This is a genomic window from Pseudolysinimonas sp. (genome assembly GCF_031389465.1).
Taxonomy (GTDB): domain Bacteria; phylum Actinomycetota; class Actinomycetes; order Actinomycetales; family Microbacteriaceae; genus Pseudolysinimonas_A.
Genome location: NZ_JANMSQ010000311.1, coordinates 1 through 18,167 on the forward strand (window position 1 = coordinate 1; position 18,167 = coordinate 18,167).

17 protein-coding genes are annotated in these 18,167 nt (G+C 67.9%); 13 read left to right on the forward strand and 4 right to left on the reverse strand.

Annotated elements, in window-relative coordinates; translation table 11 throughout:
• The coding region (locus tag RMO30_RS12010; protein ID WP_309713782.1) for an AMP-binding protein at positions 1–423 on the reverse strand (423 nt) is incomplete at its 3' end.
• 83 nt (positions 424–506) lie between these two features.
• Between RMO30_RS12010 and RMO30_RS12015 the strand changes: the two genes are divergently transcribed.
• The 3 genes from RMO30_RS12015 to RMO30_RS12025 all read left to right on the forward strand — a co-directional run bounded on the left by RMO30_RS12015 (position 507) and on the right by RMO30_RS12025 (position 3,652).
• The gene (locus RMO30_RS12015) at positions 507–1,475 is read left to right on the forward strand and encodes an ROK family protein (protein ID WP_309713785.1); all 969 of its coding nucleotides are present in this window, start codon (positions 507–509) and stop codon (positions 1,473–1,475) included.
• A 25-nt stretch (positions 1,476–1,500) separates the two neighbouring features.
• Positions 1,501–2,205 (forward strand): lysophospholipid acyltransferase family protein, encoded by a 705-nt coding sequence (locus RMO30_RS12020; RefSeq protein ID WP_309713787.1) that lies wholly within the window; start codon positions 1,501–1,503, stop codon positions 2,203–2,205.
• Between the two features lie 76 nt (positions 2,206–2,281).
• Entirely contained in the window at positions 2,282–3,652 is a 1,371-nt protein-coding gene (locus tag RMO30_RS12025; protein WP_397427937.1) for a class II 3-deoxy-7-phosphoheptulonate synthase, read from the forward strand.
• Positions 3,653–3,664: 12 nt separating this feature from the next.
• Here the strand turns inward: RMO30_RS12025 and pknB are convergent, their stop codons facing one another.
• Together pknB and RMO30_RS12035 are read right to left on the reverse strand one after the other, a co-directional pair.
• Complete coding sequence (pknB, locus tag RMO30_RS12030; protein ID WP_309713790.1) at positions 3,665–5,662, reverse strand: Stk1 family PASTA domain-containing Ser/Thr kinase; 1,998 nt, start codon at positions 5,660–5,662, stop codon at positions 3,665–3,667.
• An 86-nt stretch (positions 5,663–5,748) separates the two neighbouring features.
• Positions 5,749–7,068, reverse strand: a complete 1,320-nt coding sequence (locus tag RMO30_RS12035) for a LysM peptidoglycan-binding domain-containing protein (RefSeq protein ID WP_309713792.1) — start codon at positions 7,066–7,068, stop codon at positions 5,749–5,751.
• Between the two features lie 145 nt (positions 7,069–7,213).
• Between RMO30_RS12035 and RMO30_RS12040 the strand changes: the two genes are divergently transcribed.
• Complete coding sequence (locus tag RMO30_RS12040; RefSeq protein WP_309713795.1) at positions 7,214–7,558, forward strand: Rv2175c family DNA-binding protein; 345 nt, start codon at positions 7,214–7,216, stop codon at positions 7,556–7,558.
• A gap of 64 nt (positions 7,559–7,622) precedes the next feature.
• Here RMO30_RS12040 and RMO30_RS12045 read toward each other — a convergent pair whose 3' ends face one another.
• On the reverse strand, positions 7,623–8,744 hold the full coding sequence (locus RMO30_RS12045) for a polyprenyl synthetase family protein (RefSeq protein WP_309713798.1): 1,122 nt from the start codon (positions 8,742–8,744) through the stop codon (positions 7,623–7,625).
• Positions 8,745–8,806: 62 nt separating this feature from the next.
• Between RMO30_RS12045 and RMO30_RS12050 the strand changes: the two genes are divergently transcribed.
• The 9 genes from RMO30_RS12050 to RMO30_RS12090 form a co-directional block, all read left to right on the forward strand.
• Complete coding sequence (locus RMO30_RS12050) at positions 8,807–9,163, forward strand: DUF3040 domain-containing protein (RefSeq protein WP_309713801.1); 357 nt, start codon at positions 8,807–8,809, stop codon at positions 9,161–9,163.
• Positions 9,164–9,344: 181 nt separating this feature from the next.
• Positions 9,345–9,776, forward strand: coding sequence for a division/cell wall cluster transcriptional repressor MraZ (mraZ, locus tag RMO30_RS12055; RefSeq protein WP_309713804.1), 432 nt, complete (start codon positions 9,345–9,347; stop codon positions 9,774–9,776).
• Positions 9,777–9,896: 120 nt separating this feature from the next.
• The gene (rsmH, locus tag RMO30_RS12060) at positions 9,897–10,865 is read left to right on the forward strand and encodes a 16S rRNA (cytosine(1402)-N(4))-methyltransferase RsmH (RefSeq protein ID WP_397427938.1); all 969 of its coding nucleotides are present in this window, start codon (positions 9,897–9,899) and stop codon (positions 10,863–10,865) included.
• Entirely contained in the window at positions 10,862–11,434 is a 573-nt protein-coding gene (locus RMO30_RS12065; protein WP_309713810.1) for a hypothetical protein, read from the forward strand. Before rsmH ends, RMO30_RS12065 begins: the two co-directional genes overlap by 4 nt.
• A gap of 19 nt (positions 11,435–11,453) precedes the next feature.
• Positions 11,454–13,223, forward strand: coding sequence for a penicillin-binding protein 2 (locus RMO30_RS12070; protein WP_309713814.1), 1,770 nt, complete (start codon positions 11,454–11,456; stop codon positions 13,221–13,223).
• A 59-nt stretch (positions 13,224–13,282) separates the two neighbouring features.
• Entirely contained in the window at positions 13,283–14,842 is a 1,560-nt protein-coding gene (locus RMO30_RS12075) for a UDP-N-acetylmuramoyl-L-alanyl-D-glutamate--2,6-diaminopimelate ligase (protein ID WP_309713817.1), read from the forward strand.
• Positions 14,839–16,254 (forward strand): UDP-N-acetylmuramoyl-tripeptide--D-alanyl-D-alanine ligase, encoded by a 1,416-nt coding sequence (murF, locus tag RMO30_RS12080; RefSeq protein ID WP_309713820.1) that lies wholly within the window; start codon positions 14,839–14,841, stop codon positions 16,252–16,254. Before RMO30_RS12075 ends, murF begins: the two co-directional genes overlap by 4 nt.
• Positions 16,251–17,369 (forward strand): phospho-N-acetylmuramoyl-pentapeptide-transferase, encoded by a 1,119-nt coding sequence (gene mraY / locus RMO30_RS12085; protein ID WP_309713822.1) that lies wholly within the window; start codon positions 16,251–16,253, stop codon positions 17,367–17,369. Before murF ends, mraY begins: the two co-directional genes overlap by 4 nt.
• A gap of 19 nt (positions 17,370–17,388) precedes the next feature.
• Positions 17,389–18,167, forward strand: a 779-nt coding sequence (locus RMO30_RS12090; protein WP_309713825.1) for a Mur ligase family protein, incomplete at its 3' end; no start/stop codon positions are given.

Below are 18,167 nucleotides of genomic sequence, written 5' to 3' on the forward strand. Positions count from 1 at the left end.
AGGCGAGTCGCCCCGAATCTCATCGAACCGCGTGAAGTGCTCGGCAGTTTCGACGATGATGCCCGTCGCGTCCGAGTCGGTGAGGATGTACTGGACCTGCGACGGCGACGAGGTCTCGTAGATGGGGACGACGATGGCCCCGGCGTAGGCGATCGCGAAGTCGACGAGGGTCCACTCGTAGCGGACCTTGCACATGAAACCGATCTTCTCGCCGGGCTTCACGCCTGCGGCGATGAAGCCCTTGGCGAGCGCAACGACCTGCCTGTGGAATTCCGCCGCCGTGACCTCGGTCCACCCGCCGTCTGCCGCAGGGAGCGCGAACAGCGCGTTGTTCGGGGTCTGTGCAACACGCGCAACCAGCAGATCGGTGATGTTGGCATCGGGATCGGGCTGGACGACGAGCGGGGTGAAGTTCTCTTTCACGGCGACTCCTTTGGGGCCGGGGATGGGCGTATCCGAGCTTACCGGTGCGATGTGGGCGCCACCACGGAATTAGGCTGTCTCGGGTGCATGCCATCGGGATCGATATCGGGGGGACCAAGGTCGCCGGAGCCCTGGTGACCGAGGCGGGCGACATCCTTCGTCTCGAGCGGCGTCCGACGCCCGCTGGCGACCCGGCCGCCATCGTTGACGTCGTTGTCGAACTGGTGCGGGAGCTGGGGCACGGCAAGCAGATCGTCGCGGCTGGCGTCGCCGCGGCTGGGTTCATCGACGCCGCGCAGTCGACCGTGTACTACGCCCCCAACATCAACTGGCGCAGCGAGCCGTTCCGTGATCGTCTCGCAGACCGGCTGCCCGGGTTGGACATCACCATCGACAACGATGCCAACGCCGCCGGATGGGCGGAATTTCGGTTCGGCGCCGGACGCGGCACCACCGACATGACGATGCTGACGATCGGCACCGGCGTCGGTGGCGCGATCGTCACGAACGGACGTTTGCTGCGGGGTGGATTCGGGGCAGCGGGTGAAGTCGGCCACCTGCGCGTGGTGCCCGGCGGGCATCCATGCGGCTGCGGTCAGAAGGGCTGCATCGAGCAGTACGGCTCGGGACGCGCTCTGCTGCGCTTCGCAGGGGAGATCGCGGACGCCGGCGGCATCGGTCAGTCGCTCGCGCAGGCCCGCGCCGCCAACGCTGGGGTGCTCGATGGGACCATCGTCGCGCAGCTGATCAGCGACCACGACCCAGGCGCTCTCGCGGCGTTGCGCGAGCTCGGCGACTGGCTCGGCCAGGCGTGTGCGTCGATCGGCGCCGTGCTCGACCCGCAACTGTTCGTCTTCGGCGGGGGAGTGGCCATGGCTGGCGACCTCCTGCTCGATCCGGTGCGGGAGTCGTTCCTCGCCCACCTCCCGGCGCGGGGCTTCCATCCCGAACCGCGGTTCGAGGTCGCGCAACTCGTCAACGATGCCGGTGTCGTCGGCGCCGCCGACCTCGCCCGCATCCACGCGGGAGCCCGCTCGACGGAACCTGCCTGAGTCGGGCCGAATAGACTGGCCCGCGGTGCCTCCTCTCTACTGGTTGATCAAGTTCGTGCTGCTCGGCCCGTTCGTGCACACGGTGTACCGTCCGTGGATCGTCGGGGACGAGAACATCCCCGAGTCCGGGCCGGTGATCATCGCAAGCAATCACTTGTCGTTCGTCGACTCCATCTTTCTGCCGCTGCTCGTCGATCGGCACATCGTCTTTCTCGCCAAGAGCGAATACTTCACCGGGACGGGCCTCACAGGTTGGTTCAGCCGGTTCTTCTTCTCGGGAGTCGGCCAGGTGCCGATCGACAGATCGGGGGGCAAGGCATCCGAAGCGGCCCTGGATGCCGGCCTCAGCGTGCTCGCTCAAGGCCGTCAGCTCGGGATCTACCCTGAGGGAACCCGGAGCCCCGACGGTCGGCTCTACCGTGGCCGAACCGGCATCGCACGAATGCTCCTCGAGTCCGGGGCTACCGTGCTGCCGATCGCGATGATCGACACCGACAAGGTGCTGCCGACCGGCACGGTCTTCCCCAAGCTGCGCAAGGTGGGGGTCGTCGTCGGCGAGCCGATGGACTTCTCTCGATTCGCCGGCATGGAGGGCGACCGATTCGTGCTCCGTTCGATCACCGACGAGATCATGCACGAACTCTCGAAATTGAGCGGCCAGGAGTACGCCGACGTCTACGCGAGCTCGGTGAAGAATCGCGCAGCGGGAGCTGCGCGGCGCGCGAGCTGACGGACGGCTAGGCTGGACGGCTGGCGCAGCTCGCGTCGCATCCTCACAGCGCCGTATCGCTCAACAGAAGGCACCCGTGGTAGACCCGACAGAGACCGTCGTCCAGGCTGATCCCCGTGTGATCGAGGGCCTCGACTATTGGCGGAGCCTGCCGATCAAGCAGCAACCGGAATGGCCAGACCCCGCCGCTGTCGCCGCCGCATCCGCCGAGATTGCGTCATTCCCGCCGCTGGTGTTCGCGGGTGAGGTCGACATCCTGCGCGATCGGCTTGCCCGAGCGGCACGCGGCGAGTCTTTCCTGCTCCAAGGCGGCGACTGCGCTGAGACCTTCGCGGGGGCCACCGCCGAGCAGATCCGCAACCGGGTGAAGACGCTGTTGCAGATGGCCGTCGTGCTCACCTATGGCGCCTCGATGCCGGTCGTCAAGATGGGCCGCATGGCGGGACAGTTCGCAAAGCCCCGCTCGAGCGACTCCGAGACCCGTGGCGACGTCACCCTTCCCGCCTACCGCGGCGACATCGTCAACGGCTACGACTTCACGCCGGAGTCCCGGCAGGCCGACCCGCGTCGCCTCGTACAGGGCTACCACACCGCTGTCGCGACGCTGAACCTCATCCGCGCGTTCACCCAGGGCGGGTTCGCCGACCTGCGCCAGGTGCACTCCTGGAACAAGGGCTTCGCCACCAATCCGGCGAACCAGCGCTACGAAGGCCTCGCGAAAGAGATCGACCGCGCGGTCAAGTTCATGGAAGCAGCGGGTGCCGACTTCGACGAACTGCGTCGGGTCGAGTTCTACACCTCGCACGAGGGTCTGCTGATGGACTACGAGCGGCCGATGACGCGCATCGACTCGCGCAACGGCACCCCGGTCAACACGAGCGCCCACTTCCTCTGGATCGGGGAGCGCACCCGCGACCTCGATGGCGCGCACGTCGACTACTTCTCGCGCATCCGCAACCCCATCGGCATCAAGCTCGGCCCGTCGACCACTCCCGAGGTGATGGAGAAGTTGATCGACAAGCTCGACCCCGAGCGCGAGCCGGGTCGCCTCACCTTCATCACTCGCATGGGAGCAGGCAAGGTGCGCGACGCGTTGCCGCCGCTCCTTGAGGCGATCAAGGGCATGGATGCGACGCCGCTGTGGGTGACCGACCCGATGCACGGCAACGGGATGACGACGCCGACCGGGTACAAGACGCGCCTGTTCGACGACGTCGTCGACGAGGTTCGTGGCTTCTTCGAAGCCCACCGTGCGACGGGAACGTTCCCCGGGGGGATCCACGTGGAGCTCACCGGCGACGATGTCACCGAGTGCCTGGGCGGGTCGGAGCAGATCGACGAGGCGAGCCTCGCGACGAAGTACGAGTCGCTGTGCGACCCGCGCCTCAACCACATGCAGTCGCTCGAGCTCGCGTTCCTGGTCGCCGAGGAGCTCGCCGCGCGATAGCCCGGGGTCGGGCTATCCGACCGTGAGCCGCACGGTGACGATGTCGCCGCGCCGCACCATGACGCCCGGGTCGGGGTCGGAGCGCGTCACCCGGGAGCTGTTCGGGAACGTTTCCGCGAGATCTTCGTCGATCTCGCGATCGAAGGCATACCCCAGCCCGGCGGCTTCGAGCGCTGCGCGAGCATCGGTCCACGACATCCCGACGATGGCAGGTACCGCGACCGGTTCCGGGCCGCGGGAAACGTCGAGCGCGACTTCGTCGCCCGGTCGGATCGGCGAGGCCGATTCGACGAGCCCGATGACGGTCCCTTCCGGCACGGTGTCGTGATAGCTCTGCCGGGTCAGGCTGTCGGCGGCGACGAGGTCGACGGCAGCGAGGGCCGCACGTGCCTCGTCGGGCGTCTTCCCCGTGAGATCAGGGATCGGCCCCGCTGACACCACGAGGGTGATGGGCTGGAGTTCGCCGTACTCGGTGGCCTCGAGCAGGCTGACTCCGCCGGCCCCGAGCGCATCGATCAGCTGACCGGCCGCGACCGCGGCATGGAATTGCACGTCGGTTTCTTCGAGGGTCCAGTGCTCCTGGACTACCGCTTCGGCTTCGGCCTGCGACATCCCCTGGTCGAGGTTGATCGGAAGAAGTTGGGGTCCGGTGGAGAGCAGGATGACGACCGAGGAGCCGGGCTCGACCGCCGTCCCGATCTCAGGTTCGGTTTGCGCCACCAGATCCTTCGCGACCGTGGGGGAGTCGATCGTCCCAGGCTGATCGGCGACGTCGAGCCCGAGGTCTTCCAGTTGCGCTTTCGCCTGCTCGAAGGTGAGGCTCTCGATGCTCGTGGGAATCGTGACGCGCGCACCCGGCCCGAAGATGAACCACCACCCGACGCCCGACGCTGCGAGCAGCAACGCGCCGAGAATGGCCACCAGCGGGATCCAACGCCGGGTGCGCGCGGGGCGTGCCGGGGACTCGGCGAGCGCGAGCTCCGTGCCGGGTCCACCGGGCGGTCGGCGCGAACCCAACACTTGCGTCGCCGCTTCACTGAATGGTCGCTCGGGCCGCACGGGCGCGCCCAGAGACGAGGTGTCGGTCGGCGCGGTGTGCCGGGCTCCGCCGGATGCAGCAGGGAGGACCTGTGTCTTCTGGCGGCGCGCGGGTTCGCCAGCCGGAAGGTCGAGAAGCGCCTCGGTGTCGCGCACCTGTTCGAGCAGGGCACGAGCGTCTGCGGGCCGCTGGTCGGGATCCTTCGCCGTCGCCCACAACACGAGTTCGTCGAGCTCGCGCGGCACTTTCGGATTCTTCGAACTCGGGGCGGGTAGGGGCTCGTTGGCGTGCCGGTAGGCGATCTGCATCGGCTGTTCGCCGGTGAAGGGCTGCTCCCCGGTGAGCATCTCGTACATCATGATGCCGACCGCGTAGATGTCGCTGCGGGTGTCCGCGAGGCCGCGAGTCACCAACTCGGGGGAGAGGTAGGCGATCGTGCCGAGCAGCGCGGCGCCGGTCGCGGTGTTCGCCGAGGTGGCCCGCGCGAGGCCGAAGTCGCCGATCTTGATGCGCCCGTCGTCGGCGAGCAACACGTTTTCGGGCTTGAGGTCGCGATGCAGGATGCCGGCCTTGTGCGCAGCTCCGAGACCGGACAGCACGGCCTCGGTGATGTCGATCATCTGCTGCGGCGTCAGCGAGCCGTATTCCTCCAGCAGGTCGCGCAGCGTGATGCCGGGGAGGTACTCCATGACGAGGTAGGCCGACTCGTTGTCCTGCCCCTGATCGAAGACGTTGACGACGTTCTGGTGAGCGAGCCGGGCCGCGCTCCGCGCCTCTTGGATGAACCGCTGCTTGAACTGGCTGTCGTCGGCGAGATGACCGTGCATGACTTTGACGGCCACGCGGCGCTCGAGGCGCAGATCGGTCGCGAGATAGACGGTCGCCATCCCGCCCCGGGCGATGCGTGAGCGCACCTGATACCGGCCGTCGATGAGCCGGCCGATCAGGGGATCGGTGGTGCCTGTACTCACCCTCGGATTCTAGGTTCGCGCGCTCCGCGAGCCTGGGAGGACACCCGTAAGGCGCCGGATCGGCAGGAGATCAGGCGAAAGCTGGATCAGGCCAACGCGGCGAACCACGCGCGCGCACTCGCCTCCCACTTCGCGTAGTGGTTCGGGTAGGCCGAGACCTGCACCTTTTGAGCGGCCACGGTGAGCGCCATCGACTGCCACCCCGAGATGTCGAGCAGACCGCGCGTGTAGCCGCTACGGCCCTGGTAGAAGAGGTAGGCCGAGTGGTGCGGGTTCATGATCTCGTCGATCGTGCCCCACCCGGAGCTGGTGCGCTGCTGGAACAGCCCGACAGAGTCGCGGTCGCCGTAGTTGATGTTGCGCAGGCTCGACTCCTGCATCGCCGTCGCGAGAGCGATGATGATGCCGTAGTCGGGGACGCCCTGCTCCCGCCCAACCTGGATGATGATGCGCGCGTTGGCCTCCTGCTCGGCGGTGAGGGTCGTGACCGAGCCACCTGAGGATCCGCCCGCCGACGAGCCGCCGGCTGCGGGAATGACGAGGTTGCGGCCCGGGTAGATGATGCTCGACGGGGTAAGTCCGTTCGCGTCGAGTACAGCCTGGGTGGTCACGCCTAAACGTGACGCGATCGACGAGATCGTGTCACCCGACTGGATGGTGTAGCTCGACGTCGGCGCCGGGGGAGCCGGGGGAGCCGTGGGGGCCGTGGGGGCCGCCGGGCTCGTCGCCGACACGAGCTCGATTTGCGGTGCCGCCGGGGCGGCTACCGCGGGGATGGCGATCGTTTGACCGGGGTAGATGATGCTCGACCAGCCAAGACCGTTCGCATTCAAGACCGACTCGACCGGCACGCCGAAGCGTGCCGCGATCCGCGAGATCGTGTCGCCACGCGCAATCGAGTAGCGGCCGCCCTCCTGCGCGGAGGCGGGAGCGAAGGTTGCGCCGGCCGCCAGCTTGAGAACCTGGCCGGGGAAGATGAGCGACTTCCAGCCGAGGCCGTTGAGCGCGAGGACGGATGCGGTGGAGAGCCCGTGTCGCCCGGCAATCGCGGCCACGGTATCGCCGGCTTGCACGATGTATGTGGAGGCAGCGGCGGCGCTCCCGCCACCGGCGGCGACTCGGGTCGCGGCGCCGATGAGGCTGCGCATCGAGGTGCTGAGGTCGGCCTTCGGCTTGGCGGGCTTCTTCGGGGCTGCGGCGACCGGCTCGACGGAGCCGGTCAGGTTGAGGCCCATCGTCATCGCACTCGCAACGACGAACGGGAGGGTCTTGCGGAAGCCTTCGCCCAGCGGTCCACGCCGACGCTCACCGCGGTGACGGCCACCGCCGCTCGAGGTCGACTTCGTGGATACCAGTCCGGGAAAAAGGGGTCGCGGAGTGTCCTCCGCGTCGCGAACGTCCGTCATCTCCGCCTCAATCTCCTCAGCCCCCCGAGGATTCGTGTCGGCACTCCTCTCCACCGTGACACAGCTGTACAGGTGTGTCAATCAACGTGGCAGATGTTGCTGCAGTTTACAAGTTGGAAACATTGAAGCGTGGCACGCTAGAGAGGTGACCGCACCCGCCCCGCGGACCTGGCTGACCGTTCCCGAGCTCGTCGAACTGATCGGCGTCCCCGCTGGCCGAGTACGACGACTCATCGAAGAGCATTCGCTCCCGGGCGCTCGCGTCGACGGCATCCTCAAAGTGCCTGCCGACTTCGTCAAGGACGGGGAACCGCTCAGCGAAGTCCGCGGGACCGTCATCGTTCTCCACGATGCCGGATTCAGTGACGACGAAGCCCTGAACTGGATGCTCGCCGACAACGACCTGCTCGGCGGAGCCGCCCCGATCGACGCGCTGCGGGCGGGCCGCAAGGCTGAAGTGCGCCGCATCGCACAAGCGCTGGGCTTCTGACTAGTCGGGCCCATTTCGTTGGGGCCCGATCGAGCTCTGGACCGCTCGAGCTCTGGACCGCTGGCTAGCTCGACCGGCGGGTGACGGCGTCGGCGAGTGCCGTGAGTTCGTCACGGGCGCTGCGTGCGAGCGGGGCGTCGGCGAGCGCAGCGCGGGCCTGGTCGAGATGGTGGGCGATCACACGCTCGACCTGCTCGACCGCGCCGCTGTCCCGGACGGCGGTTTGCAGCATCGCGATCTGGTTGGCATCGAGGGTGCGATCTCCGAGCAGTTCGTCGAACACGCGGGCAGCGGATGCGGGTAGTTTCTGCCGCACCAAGGTGACCAGCACCGTGCGCTTGCCTTCCCGCAGATCGTCACCCGCGGGCTTGCCGGTCACCTCAGGATCGCCGAACACACCGAGCAGGTCGTCGCGTAACTGGAACGCGATGCCGAGCGGTAGCCCGAACTCGCGCAGCGCGGCGATCTGGGCGAGCGACCCGTCGGCGAGCGAGCCACCGATGACCAACGGTGCCTCGACGCTGTACTTCGCCGACTTGAAGACGATGACCCGCTGAGCCCGGGAGAGGTGCTCATCCTCCGGGATGGCGCGCCAGGCCGTCTCTTCGAAGATGTCCAGGTACTGCCCGGCCGTCACCTCCGTGCGCATCCGGGCGAATTCGGCTCGTGCTGCTCGGCCGGCGGCGACATTTCCGGCCACCGCGACCCCGGCATCAACGAGTTCGTCGCTCCAGCCGAGCAGCAGGTCGCCGAGCAGAAGTGCGGCGGAGAGACCGTAGGCGGCGGGAGAGCCGTCCCAGCCGCGTTCGCCGTGCAGGACCGCGAACGCCCGGTGCACGCTCGGCTGCCCGCGGCGCAGGTCAGAGTTGTCCATGATGTCGTCGTGCACCAGCGCGGCGGCATGAAAGGTCTCGAGCCCAGCCGCGATGGAGACGAGTGCGTCGAGATCGGCGTCGGCGGTGTCGTCGACGAGCGCGTCGAAGTCCCTCGCGTGGGCGCTGACGGCGCGCCACCCCCAGTAGCAGAACAGCGCGCGGAACCGCTTCCCCCCGGCGAGCAGTCGCCGGGCGCAGTCGTCGACGACATCGAGGTCAGGCGAGATGCCGCGCAGCTCCGCACCCCGTTCGGCGAGGAAGCCGTCGAGACGGGTCTGGACCAGGTCCACTAACCGCGGACTCTCAGACACGCGCCTACCTTATCCGCGGGTGAGCGGCCTACAATGAGCTTCTCGCGGTCAAGGAGTTCACAATGCCACTTTCTGAGCAGGAGCAGCGCCTCCTCGACGAGATGGAGCGCAGTCTTTACCACCACGACGCGGACGATGTCGCCAAAGTGGGTGCCCGGGGGCGCGCGAGCTACACCGCGATCGCACTCGCGATAGTTGCCGCCGTCATTGGGATCGTTCTGTTGATCGCCGGTGTGATCGTGCAGCAACCGCTGGTCGGTTTGCTCGGATTCGTCGTGATGTTCGTGGGAGCGCTGCTCGGATTCGCACCGCCGCGCGGCCTCACCCTCGCTCGTGACGCGAGCGAGGGGCCGCGGCGCGCCGGCTTCATGGACACGCTCAGCGAGCGTTGGGACCAACGCCGCGACCCCGAGGACTGATACCAACCTCCTCGTCTCGTCAAGAAGGGCCGACCCTCGGGTCGGCCTTTCTTGTTGCGCGCCCGGGGAGCGTCGTGGCCCCGCAGGGAGGAATAGTGGCGGAAAGGGGTTGTGAAGGGAGGAAAGTGGAGTAATGTGGAGGAACCTCAGAGTCTGGCCGGAGAAGTGAGGGGGTGGCCGCATGTTGCTCGGCACCTTCGCGCCCAAACTCGACGAAAAGGGCCGCGTCATCCTTCCGGCCAAGTTCTGGGACGAGTTCTCTGGCGGCCTCGTGATGACGCGCGGGGTCGACCGCTGCGTATTCGTGTACTCCGAACGCGAGTTCGAGAAAGTTCACGAGCGGATGAGCACCGCGCCCGTCACGACGAAAGAGGGGCGCGACTACATCCGCCTCTTCCTCTCCGGCGCGACGCAGGAGATCCCCGACAAGCAGCGGCGCGTCACCGTGCCCTCGATGCTGCGCGAATACGCGGGGCTCGACCGCGAACTCACGATGATCGGTGCCGGTACGCGTGCCGAGATCTGGGACACCGCCGCATGGGACCAGTTCTATGCCGCGACCGAATCCGGCTACGCCGCCGCCGACGGGGAGGTGATCGCGGGCCTCTTCTGATCCCTCGATCCCGACCCTCAGCCGCGCACCCTGGCTCACTTCCCCGGAGCCAGGTCGCAGCGGATGGGGATCAGGTTCGAGGGCCCGGCCCCTGCTCCCATGACGAAGCCGCCGATCTCAATGAACCCCGCCGCGTCCGACGACGCCCTCCACACGCCGGTGATGCTCGAGCGCTGCCTCGAGCTGCTCGCGCCCGCCCTCGACCGTCCCGGGGCGGTGCTCGTCGACGGCACGCTCGGTCTCGGCGGTCACGCCGAAGCCTTCCTCCGTCGTTTCCCTGAACTCACCCTGGTCGGGATCGACCGGGATCCGGAGGCGCTGCGCCTGGCGGGGGAGCGGCTGAAGCCGTTCGCCGGGCGCATGCACCTTGTGCACGAGGTGTCGGATGCGCTCCCGACCGTGCTCTCGGATCTCGGGATCTCCGACGTCGCGGGCATCTTGTACGACCTCGGAGTGTCGTCGATGCAACTCGACCGCGTCGACCGGGGCTTCTCCTACGCGCGCGATGCGGCGCTCGACATGCGGATGGACCCGACGGCGCCGCTCACCGCCGCTCGGATCATCGCCGAATACGACGAGGGCGCACTCCGCCGCATCTTCTTCGAGTTCGGTGAGGAGAAGCTCAGCGCCCGGTACGCCCGAAAGATCGTCCAAGCGCGCGCACTCGCGCCAATCGAGACGTCTGCGCAACTCGTCGACCTCCTTCAGGATGCAACGCCCGCCGCAGTGAAGAACGCCGGGCACCCGGCGAAGCGCGTTTTTCAGGCCCTTCGAGTCGAGGTGAACGCCGAACTCGACGTGCTCGAGCGCACCATTCCCGCTGCCCTCGATGCGCTCCAGGTCGGCGGGCGCATCGTCGTGCTCGCCTACCAGTCGCTCGAGGATCGGATCGTCAAGCGCGAGTTCGCCGTCCGATCCACGTCGACGGCTCCGCGGGGACTCCCGGTCGAGCTGCCCGAGCATGCGCCCGAGATCAAGCTCCTCGTGCGCGGCGCCGAATTGGCGAGCGACATCGAAAAGGCTCGCAACCCCCGCGCGACGCCGGTGCGGTTGCGCGCCGCGGAACGGATCCGGAGGGCTGCCGCATGAGCGCGCTCCCGCTTGCCTCCCCGCGCCCGGCCCGGTCGCCGGCGCCGCGGCGCCACCTCGAAGCCGCTCCGACCCGCGCCTACCGGCGCGCGCGACCTCGCGTCCTGTCGGCGGTCGTGACGATCGCCGGGATCGGCGCCATCCTGCTGGCCCAGCTGCTGCTCAGCATCGTGCTCGCCGAGGGCGCGTACACGATCGCAGGATTGCAGACCGAGCAGCGCGATCTGCTGCGACAGGAGCAGGCGCTCACGGAACAGCTCGAGGTGCTGTCGTCAACCCAGAATTTGACGGCGAACGCCGAACACCTCGGCATGGTCGCGAGTGGCAACCCGGTCTTCCTCGACCTGTCGACGGGCGCCGTTTCCGGCGACCCCACGCCCGCGGGGGGCAGCCTCACGGGCTCGTCGGGAAACCAGATCGGCAACGCGCTGCTCGCCGGCTCGACTCTCGTTGACCCGGCGGCCGACGACCGGACCGCGGGCTCTCCTGAGAATTCGGCGGCGGGCGGCGGGTCGGGTGCGCAGGCTTCATCGACACCGGGCACGATCCCCTCGCCGACTACTCGCTGACCGAGCACGAAAGAGCAGGATGACGCACTCACGGCTCACCGCGCGGCGATTGGCGCTGACGCTGTTCGCCGTCTTCGCGATCGTCGGCGTCTTCGTCGTCAAGCTCGTCGATATCCAGGTGGTGCGAGCGGGGGAGCTCACCGCGGCGGCGGAAGCCCGTCGCTCGACGTCGCTCACCGTGTGGGGCTCCCGCGGCGAGATCGTGGACGCGAACGGAACGGTCCTCGCCGATAGCGTCGACCGGTTCGATATCACCGCATCCCCGCGCAACGTCGGCGACTCGACCGAGATGACACTCGACGGGGAGCGGGTCGTCGTGCCGACAACGGAGGCGATCGCCAAGATCGCGGAAATCACCGGCACCCCCGCGGCCGACCTCTTCGCCGCGCTCACCGAAGACCCGGAGTCGGACTTCAGCTACCTCGTGCAGGCGGTGACCCTGGAGACCTTCACCGCCGTCTTCGACCTCGACATCGGCTGGGTGTACTCCGAGTTGCGGCCCTCGCGCACCTACCCGAGCGGCGCGATTGCCGGCAACCTCGTCGGCTTCCTCGGAACGGACGGCGCGCTTGCCGGAACCGAACTGCAAGAAGACTCATGCCTGGAAGCGACGTCGGGAACGTCCACGTTCGAGCGCAGCGCGGACGGGGTACGCCTGCCGGGCAGCCTCATTGTCGTCGAGGAACCGACCGACGGCGGCACGGTGCACCTCACGATCGACGCCGACCTGCAGTGGTTCGCGCAACAGCAGCTCGCGCAGCAGGGAACCGCGGTCGGCGCCGACTGGGGCACGGCTTTCGTCGTTCGAGTCGCGACGGGCGAGATCGTTGTCGCGGCCGACTGGCCCTCGATCGACCCGAACGACCTGAACTCGGTGAGTGCCGACAACTCGGGCGCGCGCAGCTTCACGGCGCCGTTCGAGCCGGGCTCGATCATGAAGCCGGTGGCGTTCGCCGCGCTGCTCGACCGAGGCCTGATCGCTCCCGAAACGCAGCTCACGGTTCCCGGCAACTATACGAACGGCCTTCCCTCAGGGGAGAACATCACCGACGTGTTCGCCCACGGCGACCTGCGCTGGACGGCCACCGGCATCCTCATGAACTCGTCGAACATCGGAACCGTGATGCTCAGCGAGCGGCTCAACCCCGAGCAGAAGTACGACGCGTTCCGCGCTTTCGGTTTCGGCGAACCCACCGAGGCCGGATTCCTCGGGGAGGACGGCGGCACGGTTTACCCGGCCGATCAGACCCGGGCTGACACCGTCACCCTTGCGACGCAGATGTTCGGGCAGGGCATCACGGCGACGAGCGCCCAGATGGCAAGCCTGTATCAGACCCTCGGCAACGGCGGGGTGCGGATGCCGCTCACCCTCGTTGCCGGTTGCGAGCAGGCCGATGGGACGTGGACCGACGTGCCCGTGCCGACGGGGGAGCGGGTGGTGAGTGAGTACGCCGCCGACACGACCCTCTTGATGATGGAGACCGTCGCCAACGCGGGCGGACTGCGAAACGTCATCAGCGTCCCGGGGTATCGCATCGCGGCCAAGACGGGCACCGGTGAGGTCGCGGAAAACGGCCAGTACGGCTCGGAGCGCATCGTCTCGCTCGCTGGCGTCTTTCCCGCCGACAGCCCGGAGTACGCCATTGTCGTGACCTTCGGCAAGCCCGATACGATGAAGTCTTCGGCCGCCGCAGCGCCCGTCTTCAACGCGATCATGGAGCAGGTCATCAAGACCTTCCGGGTCACGCCTTCGACGGAAGCGGCACCGAATCTTCCGCTCACCTGGTAAGCGGGAGACCGCAGAAGGTCGCGAGCCGCCGGGCCGGCGCATGGAGCAGGAGGAGTCGGGTGAGTTCTCGGATTCCCCCGGTCCTTCGGCCGGAGCACCCTTCGCGCCGCTCGCTCGCCGGGTTCGTGCAAGAGTTCGGCATCGAGTACCGCGGCAGCGTCGACGGGGTCGAGATCAGCGGGGTGACCCTCAGCACGGGCGACCTGCATCCCGGTGACCTCTTCGTCGGCGTGAAGGGCGCGAAAGGCCATGGCGCCGGCTACGCCGCGCAAGCCCGAGAAGGCGGAGCGGTCGCTGTGCTCACCGATGCCGAGGGAGCCGACCTCGCAGCCGATGGCGGGCTGCCGATCCTGCTCGTCGAGAATCCACGGCTCGCGCTCGGCGAGATCGCCGCATGGATCTACCGCACCCGAGACAACCCGCCACTCCTGTTCGGCACGACCGGCACGAACGGCAAGACCTCGACGTCATATCTGCTCGAGGCCATGTTGCGACAGCTCGGACTCGTGACCGGCCTGTCGTCGACGGCGGAGCGCCACATCGGTGATCTCACGATCGTCAGCAGGCTCACCACCCCCGAGGCGAGCGAGATGCACGCCCTGTTGGCCCGAATGCGCGAAGGCGGCGTTCGCGCCGTCGCGGTCGAGGTCAGCGCGCAGGCTCTCACCCACCACCGGGTCGACGGCTTGCTCTTCGATGTCGCGGGGTTCACCAACCTCAGCCATGACCACCTCGACGACTACGCCGACATGGAGGAGTACTTCCGGGCGAAACTGCCGCTGTTCCAGCCCGAGCTCTCCAAGCGGGCAGTGATCTGCCTCGACACGTCATATGGCGCGCGCGTCGTCGAAGAAGCCCGCATCCCGGTAACCACAATCGCGACGATCGGCCACGCCTCGCCCGCCGACGTCGCCGGTGCCGACTGGACTGTGGAGATCCTCGATTCCACCCCCGTCTACACCGAGTTCCGGGTGACCGGACCGGAGGGACGCACCCTCGTCACCCGTGAGCCGCTCATCGGCTGGCACATGGCCGCCAACGCCGCTCTCGGCATCGTCATGCTCGTCGAAGCCGGGTTCGAACTCGAGGCGATCGGAGCAGCTCTGGATGCCGACGGCGGCATCCAGGCGTACCTCCCGGGTCGCACCGAGCGCGTCTCGGGGCCGCGTGGACCGAGCGTGTACGTCGACTTCGGGCACAGCCCCGATGCCTTCGAGAACACCCTCGCCGCGGTGCGCCAGTTCACTCCCGGTCGCACGATCATGGTCTTCGGAGCCGATGGCGATCGGGATGCCTCCAAGCGCCACGCGATGGCGCGGGTCGCGGCCGAGGGCAGCGACATCCTGATCATCACCGACCACCACCCGCGCTTCGAGAATGCCGCCTCGATCCGGGCGACCTTGCTCGAGGGTGCGGCGCAGGCCGAGCACCAACCCGAGATCTTCGAGGTCAGCCCGCCCGAGGCCGCCATTCTGAAGGCCGTCTCGCTCGCCAAGGAGGGCGACTCGATCCTCTGGGCCGGTCCCGGGCATCAGGACTACCGCGACATTGAGGGCGAACGGACCCCGTACTCGGCGCGTGAACTCGCGCGGGCGGCCCTGCGCGAGGCCGGCTGGTGATCGCGCTCACCCTCGCCGAGATCGCCGACGCGCTCGGCGGCCGGATCGAGCGGGGCGAACCCGAGAACGTCATCGACGGAAGCATCGAGACAGACTCGAGGCTCGTCTCGGCAGGGTCGGTCTTCTTCGCGCTGCCGGGGGAGACGACCGACGGCGCCCTGTTCGCCCCGGCGGCCGTCGAGGCGGGCGCAGCACTGGTGATCGCCGAGCGCGAGTTGGCTCTGTCAGCCAGCGAGGGCGCTGCCGCGCTGATCGTCGTTCCCGACGGGGTCGCGGCATTGGCCGACCTCGCCCGGCTCGTCGTCGCCCGCGTGCGGGCCCTTGGTCGGCTGAGGGTCGTTGCGATCACCGGGTCGAACGGTAAGACGACGACCAAGAACCTGCTGCGTGCGGTGCTCACAGGGGAAGGGCCGACCGTCGCGCCCGAGGGCTCCTTCAACAACCACGTGGGCGCGCCGATCTCGATGTTGCGGGTGGACGAGTCCACCGAATACCTCGTCGTCGAGATGGGTGCCTCGAAGATCGGCGAAATCGCGCGATTGATCTCGATCGTCACCCCCGACATCGGCATCGTGCTCAAGGTCGGTCTCGCTCACGCGGGCGAGTTCGGCGGCATCGACGCCGTCCAGCGCGCGAAGGCCGAAATGGTGACCGAACTTCCGGCAGACGCTGTCGCGCTCCTCCACGGCGATGACCCGCGGGTTGACGAAATGGCGGGGATGACGCGGGCCCGCGTCGTGCGTTTCGGGGTCGGCGAGGCCAACGACCTTCGTGCCGACGACGTGGAGGCCGTTCGCTCAGGCACCACGTTCGACTACCTCGCCGACGGCGCGCGGCATCCGGTAGCCCTCCGCATCCTTGGCGAGCATCACGTCACCAACGCGCTGGCGGCGCTCGGCGCCGCCCGCGAGCTGGGCATCCCCGCCGTGCGCGCGATCGCGGCGATCGAGACGGTGCCGCGGGCCGAACGCTGGCGGATGCAGGTACTCGAACCCGGCGACGGGGTCACCGTCATCAACGACGCTTACAACGCAAGCCCCGACTCGACCGCGGCGGCGCTCAAGACCCTCGCCCAGATCACGCGGGGCGGCGCCGGGCGTTCGATCGCGGTCCTCGGCGAGATGGCCGAACTCGGCGAGTACGCGCAAGAGGAGCACGACCGCATCGGCCGGCTCGTCGTGCGGCTCAACATCGGGCAGCTCGTCGTCGTCGGAGAGCGGGCGCGCCACATCCACGCCGCCGCGGGGCTCGAGGGGTCATGGGACGGGGAGTCGGTGTTCGTTGCCGATGCCGAGGCAGCCTACGATCTCCTTCGGGGAGAACTCCGGGCCGGCGACGTCGTGCTCGTGAAGTCTTCCAAGTCCGCAGGGCTCCGGTTCCTCGGCGACCGACTCGGAGGTGTGAGCGCATGATCGCCCTCCTCATCGCCGGCGCCTTCTCGCTGGCCTTCACCCTTTTTCTGACGCCGCTCTTCATCCGCCTCTTCACCCGGCTCGGCTGGGGCCAGTTCATCCGCGACGACGGGCCGCAGACTCACCACACGAAGAGGGGTACTCCCACGATGGGCGGCATCATCTTCCTCGTCGGAGCCTTCCTCGGCTACCTCGTAGGACATTGGGTCGCGGGCGTTCCCTGGACGATGGTGGGCGTTCTCGTGTTCGGAATGGCGTTCGGATTGGGCTTAGTCGGGTTCATCGACGACTTCATGAAGACACGCAAACAGCGCAGTCTCGGCATCGGGGGCTGGACGAAGATCGCCGGCCAGCTGATCGTCGGAACTGTCTTCGCCGTGTTCGCGATCACCGAGAACTTCCGCGACGAGAACGACCTCACGCCGGCCTCCACGTTGATCTCGGGCGTGCGCGACATCGCCTGGCTGAATCTGTTCGCGTTCGGTTCGGTCGTCGGCTTCGTGTTGTTCGTCATCTGGGTGAACGTGATCACCACGAGCACCTCAAACGCCGTCAACGTGACCGACGGGCTCGACGGCCTTGCGAGTGGCGCGGCGATCTTCGCGATATCCGCCTATATCTTCATCGGCTTCTGGCAGGCCAACCAGTCCTGCTTCAACTCGCTGCTCGACCCGGACGTCGCGTACAAGTGCTACGAGGTGCGCGACCCTCTCGACCTCGCGGTGGCCGCGGCCGCACTGTGTGGCGCCCTCATCGGGTTCCTCTGGTGGAACACGTCGCCGGCGCGGATATTCATGGGCGACACCGGCTCGATGGGCCTCGGCGGCGCTCTGGCGGCGCTTGCGATCCTCACTCGGACCGAGCTGCTGCTCGTGCTCGTCGCCGGTCTCTTCATCATCACGACAGGCTCGGTCATCATCCAACGGGTCTGGTTCAAGGTGACCAAGTGGCGATACGGCCAGGGGAGACGGGTCTTCCTGATGAGCCCGCTGCACCATCACTTCGAACTCAAGGGGTGGGCCGAGATCACCGTCGTCGTGCGGTTCTGGATCATCGCCGCCCTCTTCGTCGCCGCCGCCGTCGGCGCGTTCTACCTCGAATGGGTCAGCCGTTGATCAGGAGCTGGCGCTGAGCATGGCGGATGCCCGCGACCTGTCGCTGCTCACCGGCTGGCGCGCCGACTGGCGGGGGCTCCGCGTCGCGGTGTTCGGAGTCGGGGTCACCGGGTTCTCGGTCGCCGACACGCTCGTCGAGCTCGGCGCCACTGTTCTGGTCGTCGCCGCGAAGGCGTCCAACGAGCACGTTCAGTTGCTTGAGGTGATCGGCGCCCGGCTCGAACTGCACCCCGACGAGGCGACGATTCCGGATGCGCTGCCGCCGTTCGACCCGGAACTCGTCGTCGTGTCACCCGGCTACCGCCCCGACCACGCCCTGCTGATCTGGGCGGTCGAACGCGGCATCCCGATTTGGGGCGACATCGAACTGGCGTGGCGCCTGCGTGACAAGGTCCCGAGAGCCGACGGTGAGCCCGCCGACTGGATCTGCATCACCGGTACCAACGGCAAGACCACGACGACGCAGCTCGCCGCCACCATGCTCGTCGCGGGCGGATTGCGGGCAGCTCCCGCAGGCAACATCGGCGTTCCGGTGCTCGACGCGATCCGCGACCCGGCGGGGTTCGACGTGCTCGTGATCGAGCTCTCGAGCTACCAACTGCACTGGATCAATGCGGCTCCGTTATCGAAAACGGGAGTCGGGGGTGAGCTCGAGCCGCTCGCGAGCGTCTGCCTCAACCTCGACGACGACCACCTCGACTGGCTGGGGTCGGCGCTGGGCTTTGGGGTTGCCATGGCCAAGGTATACGCCAACACCGGGGTCGCCTGCGTTTTCAACCTGGGCGACCCGGCAACTCG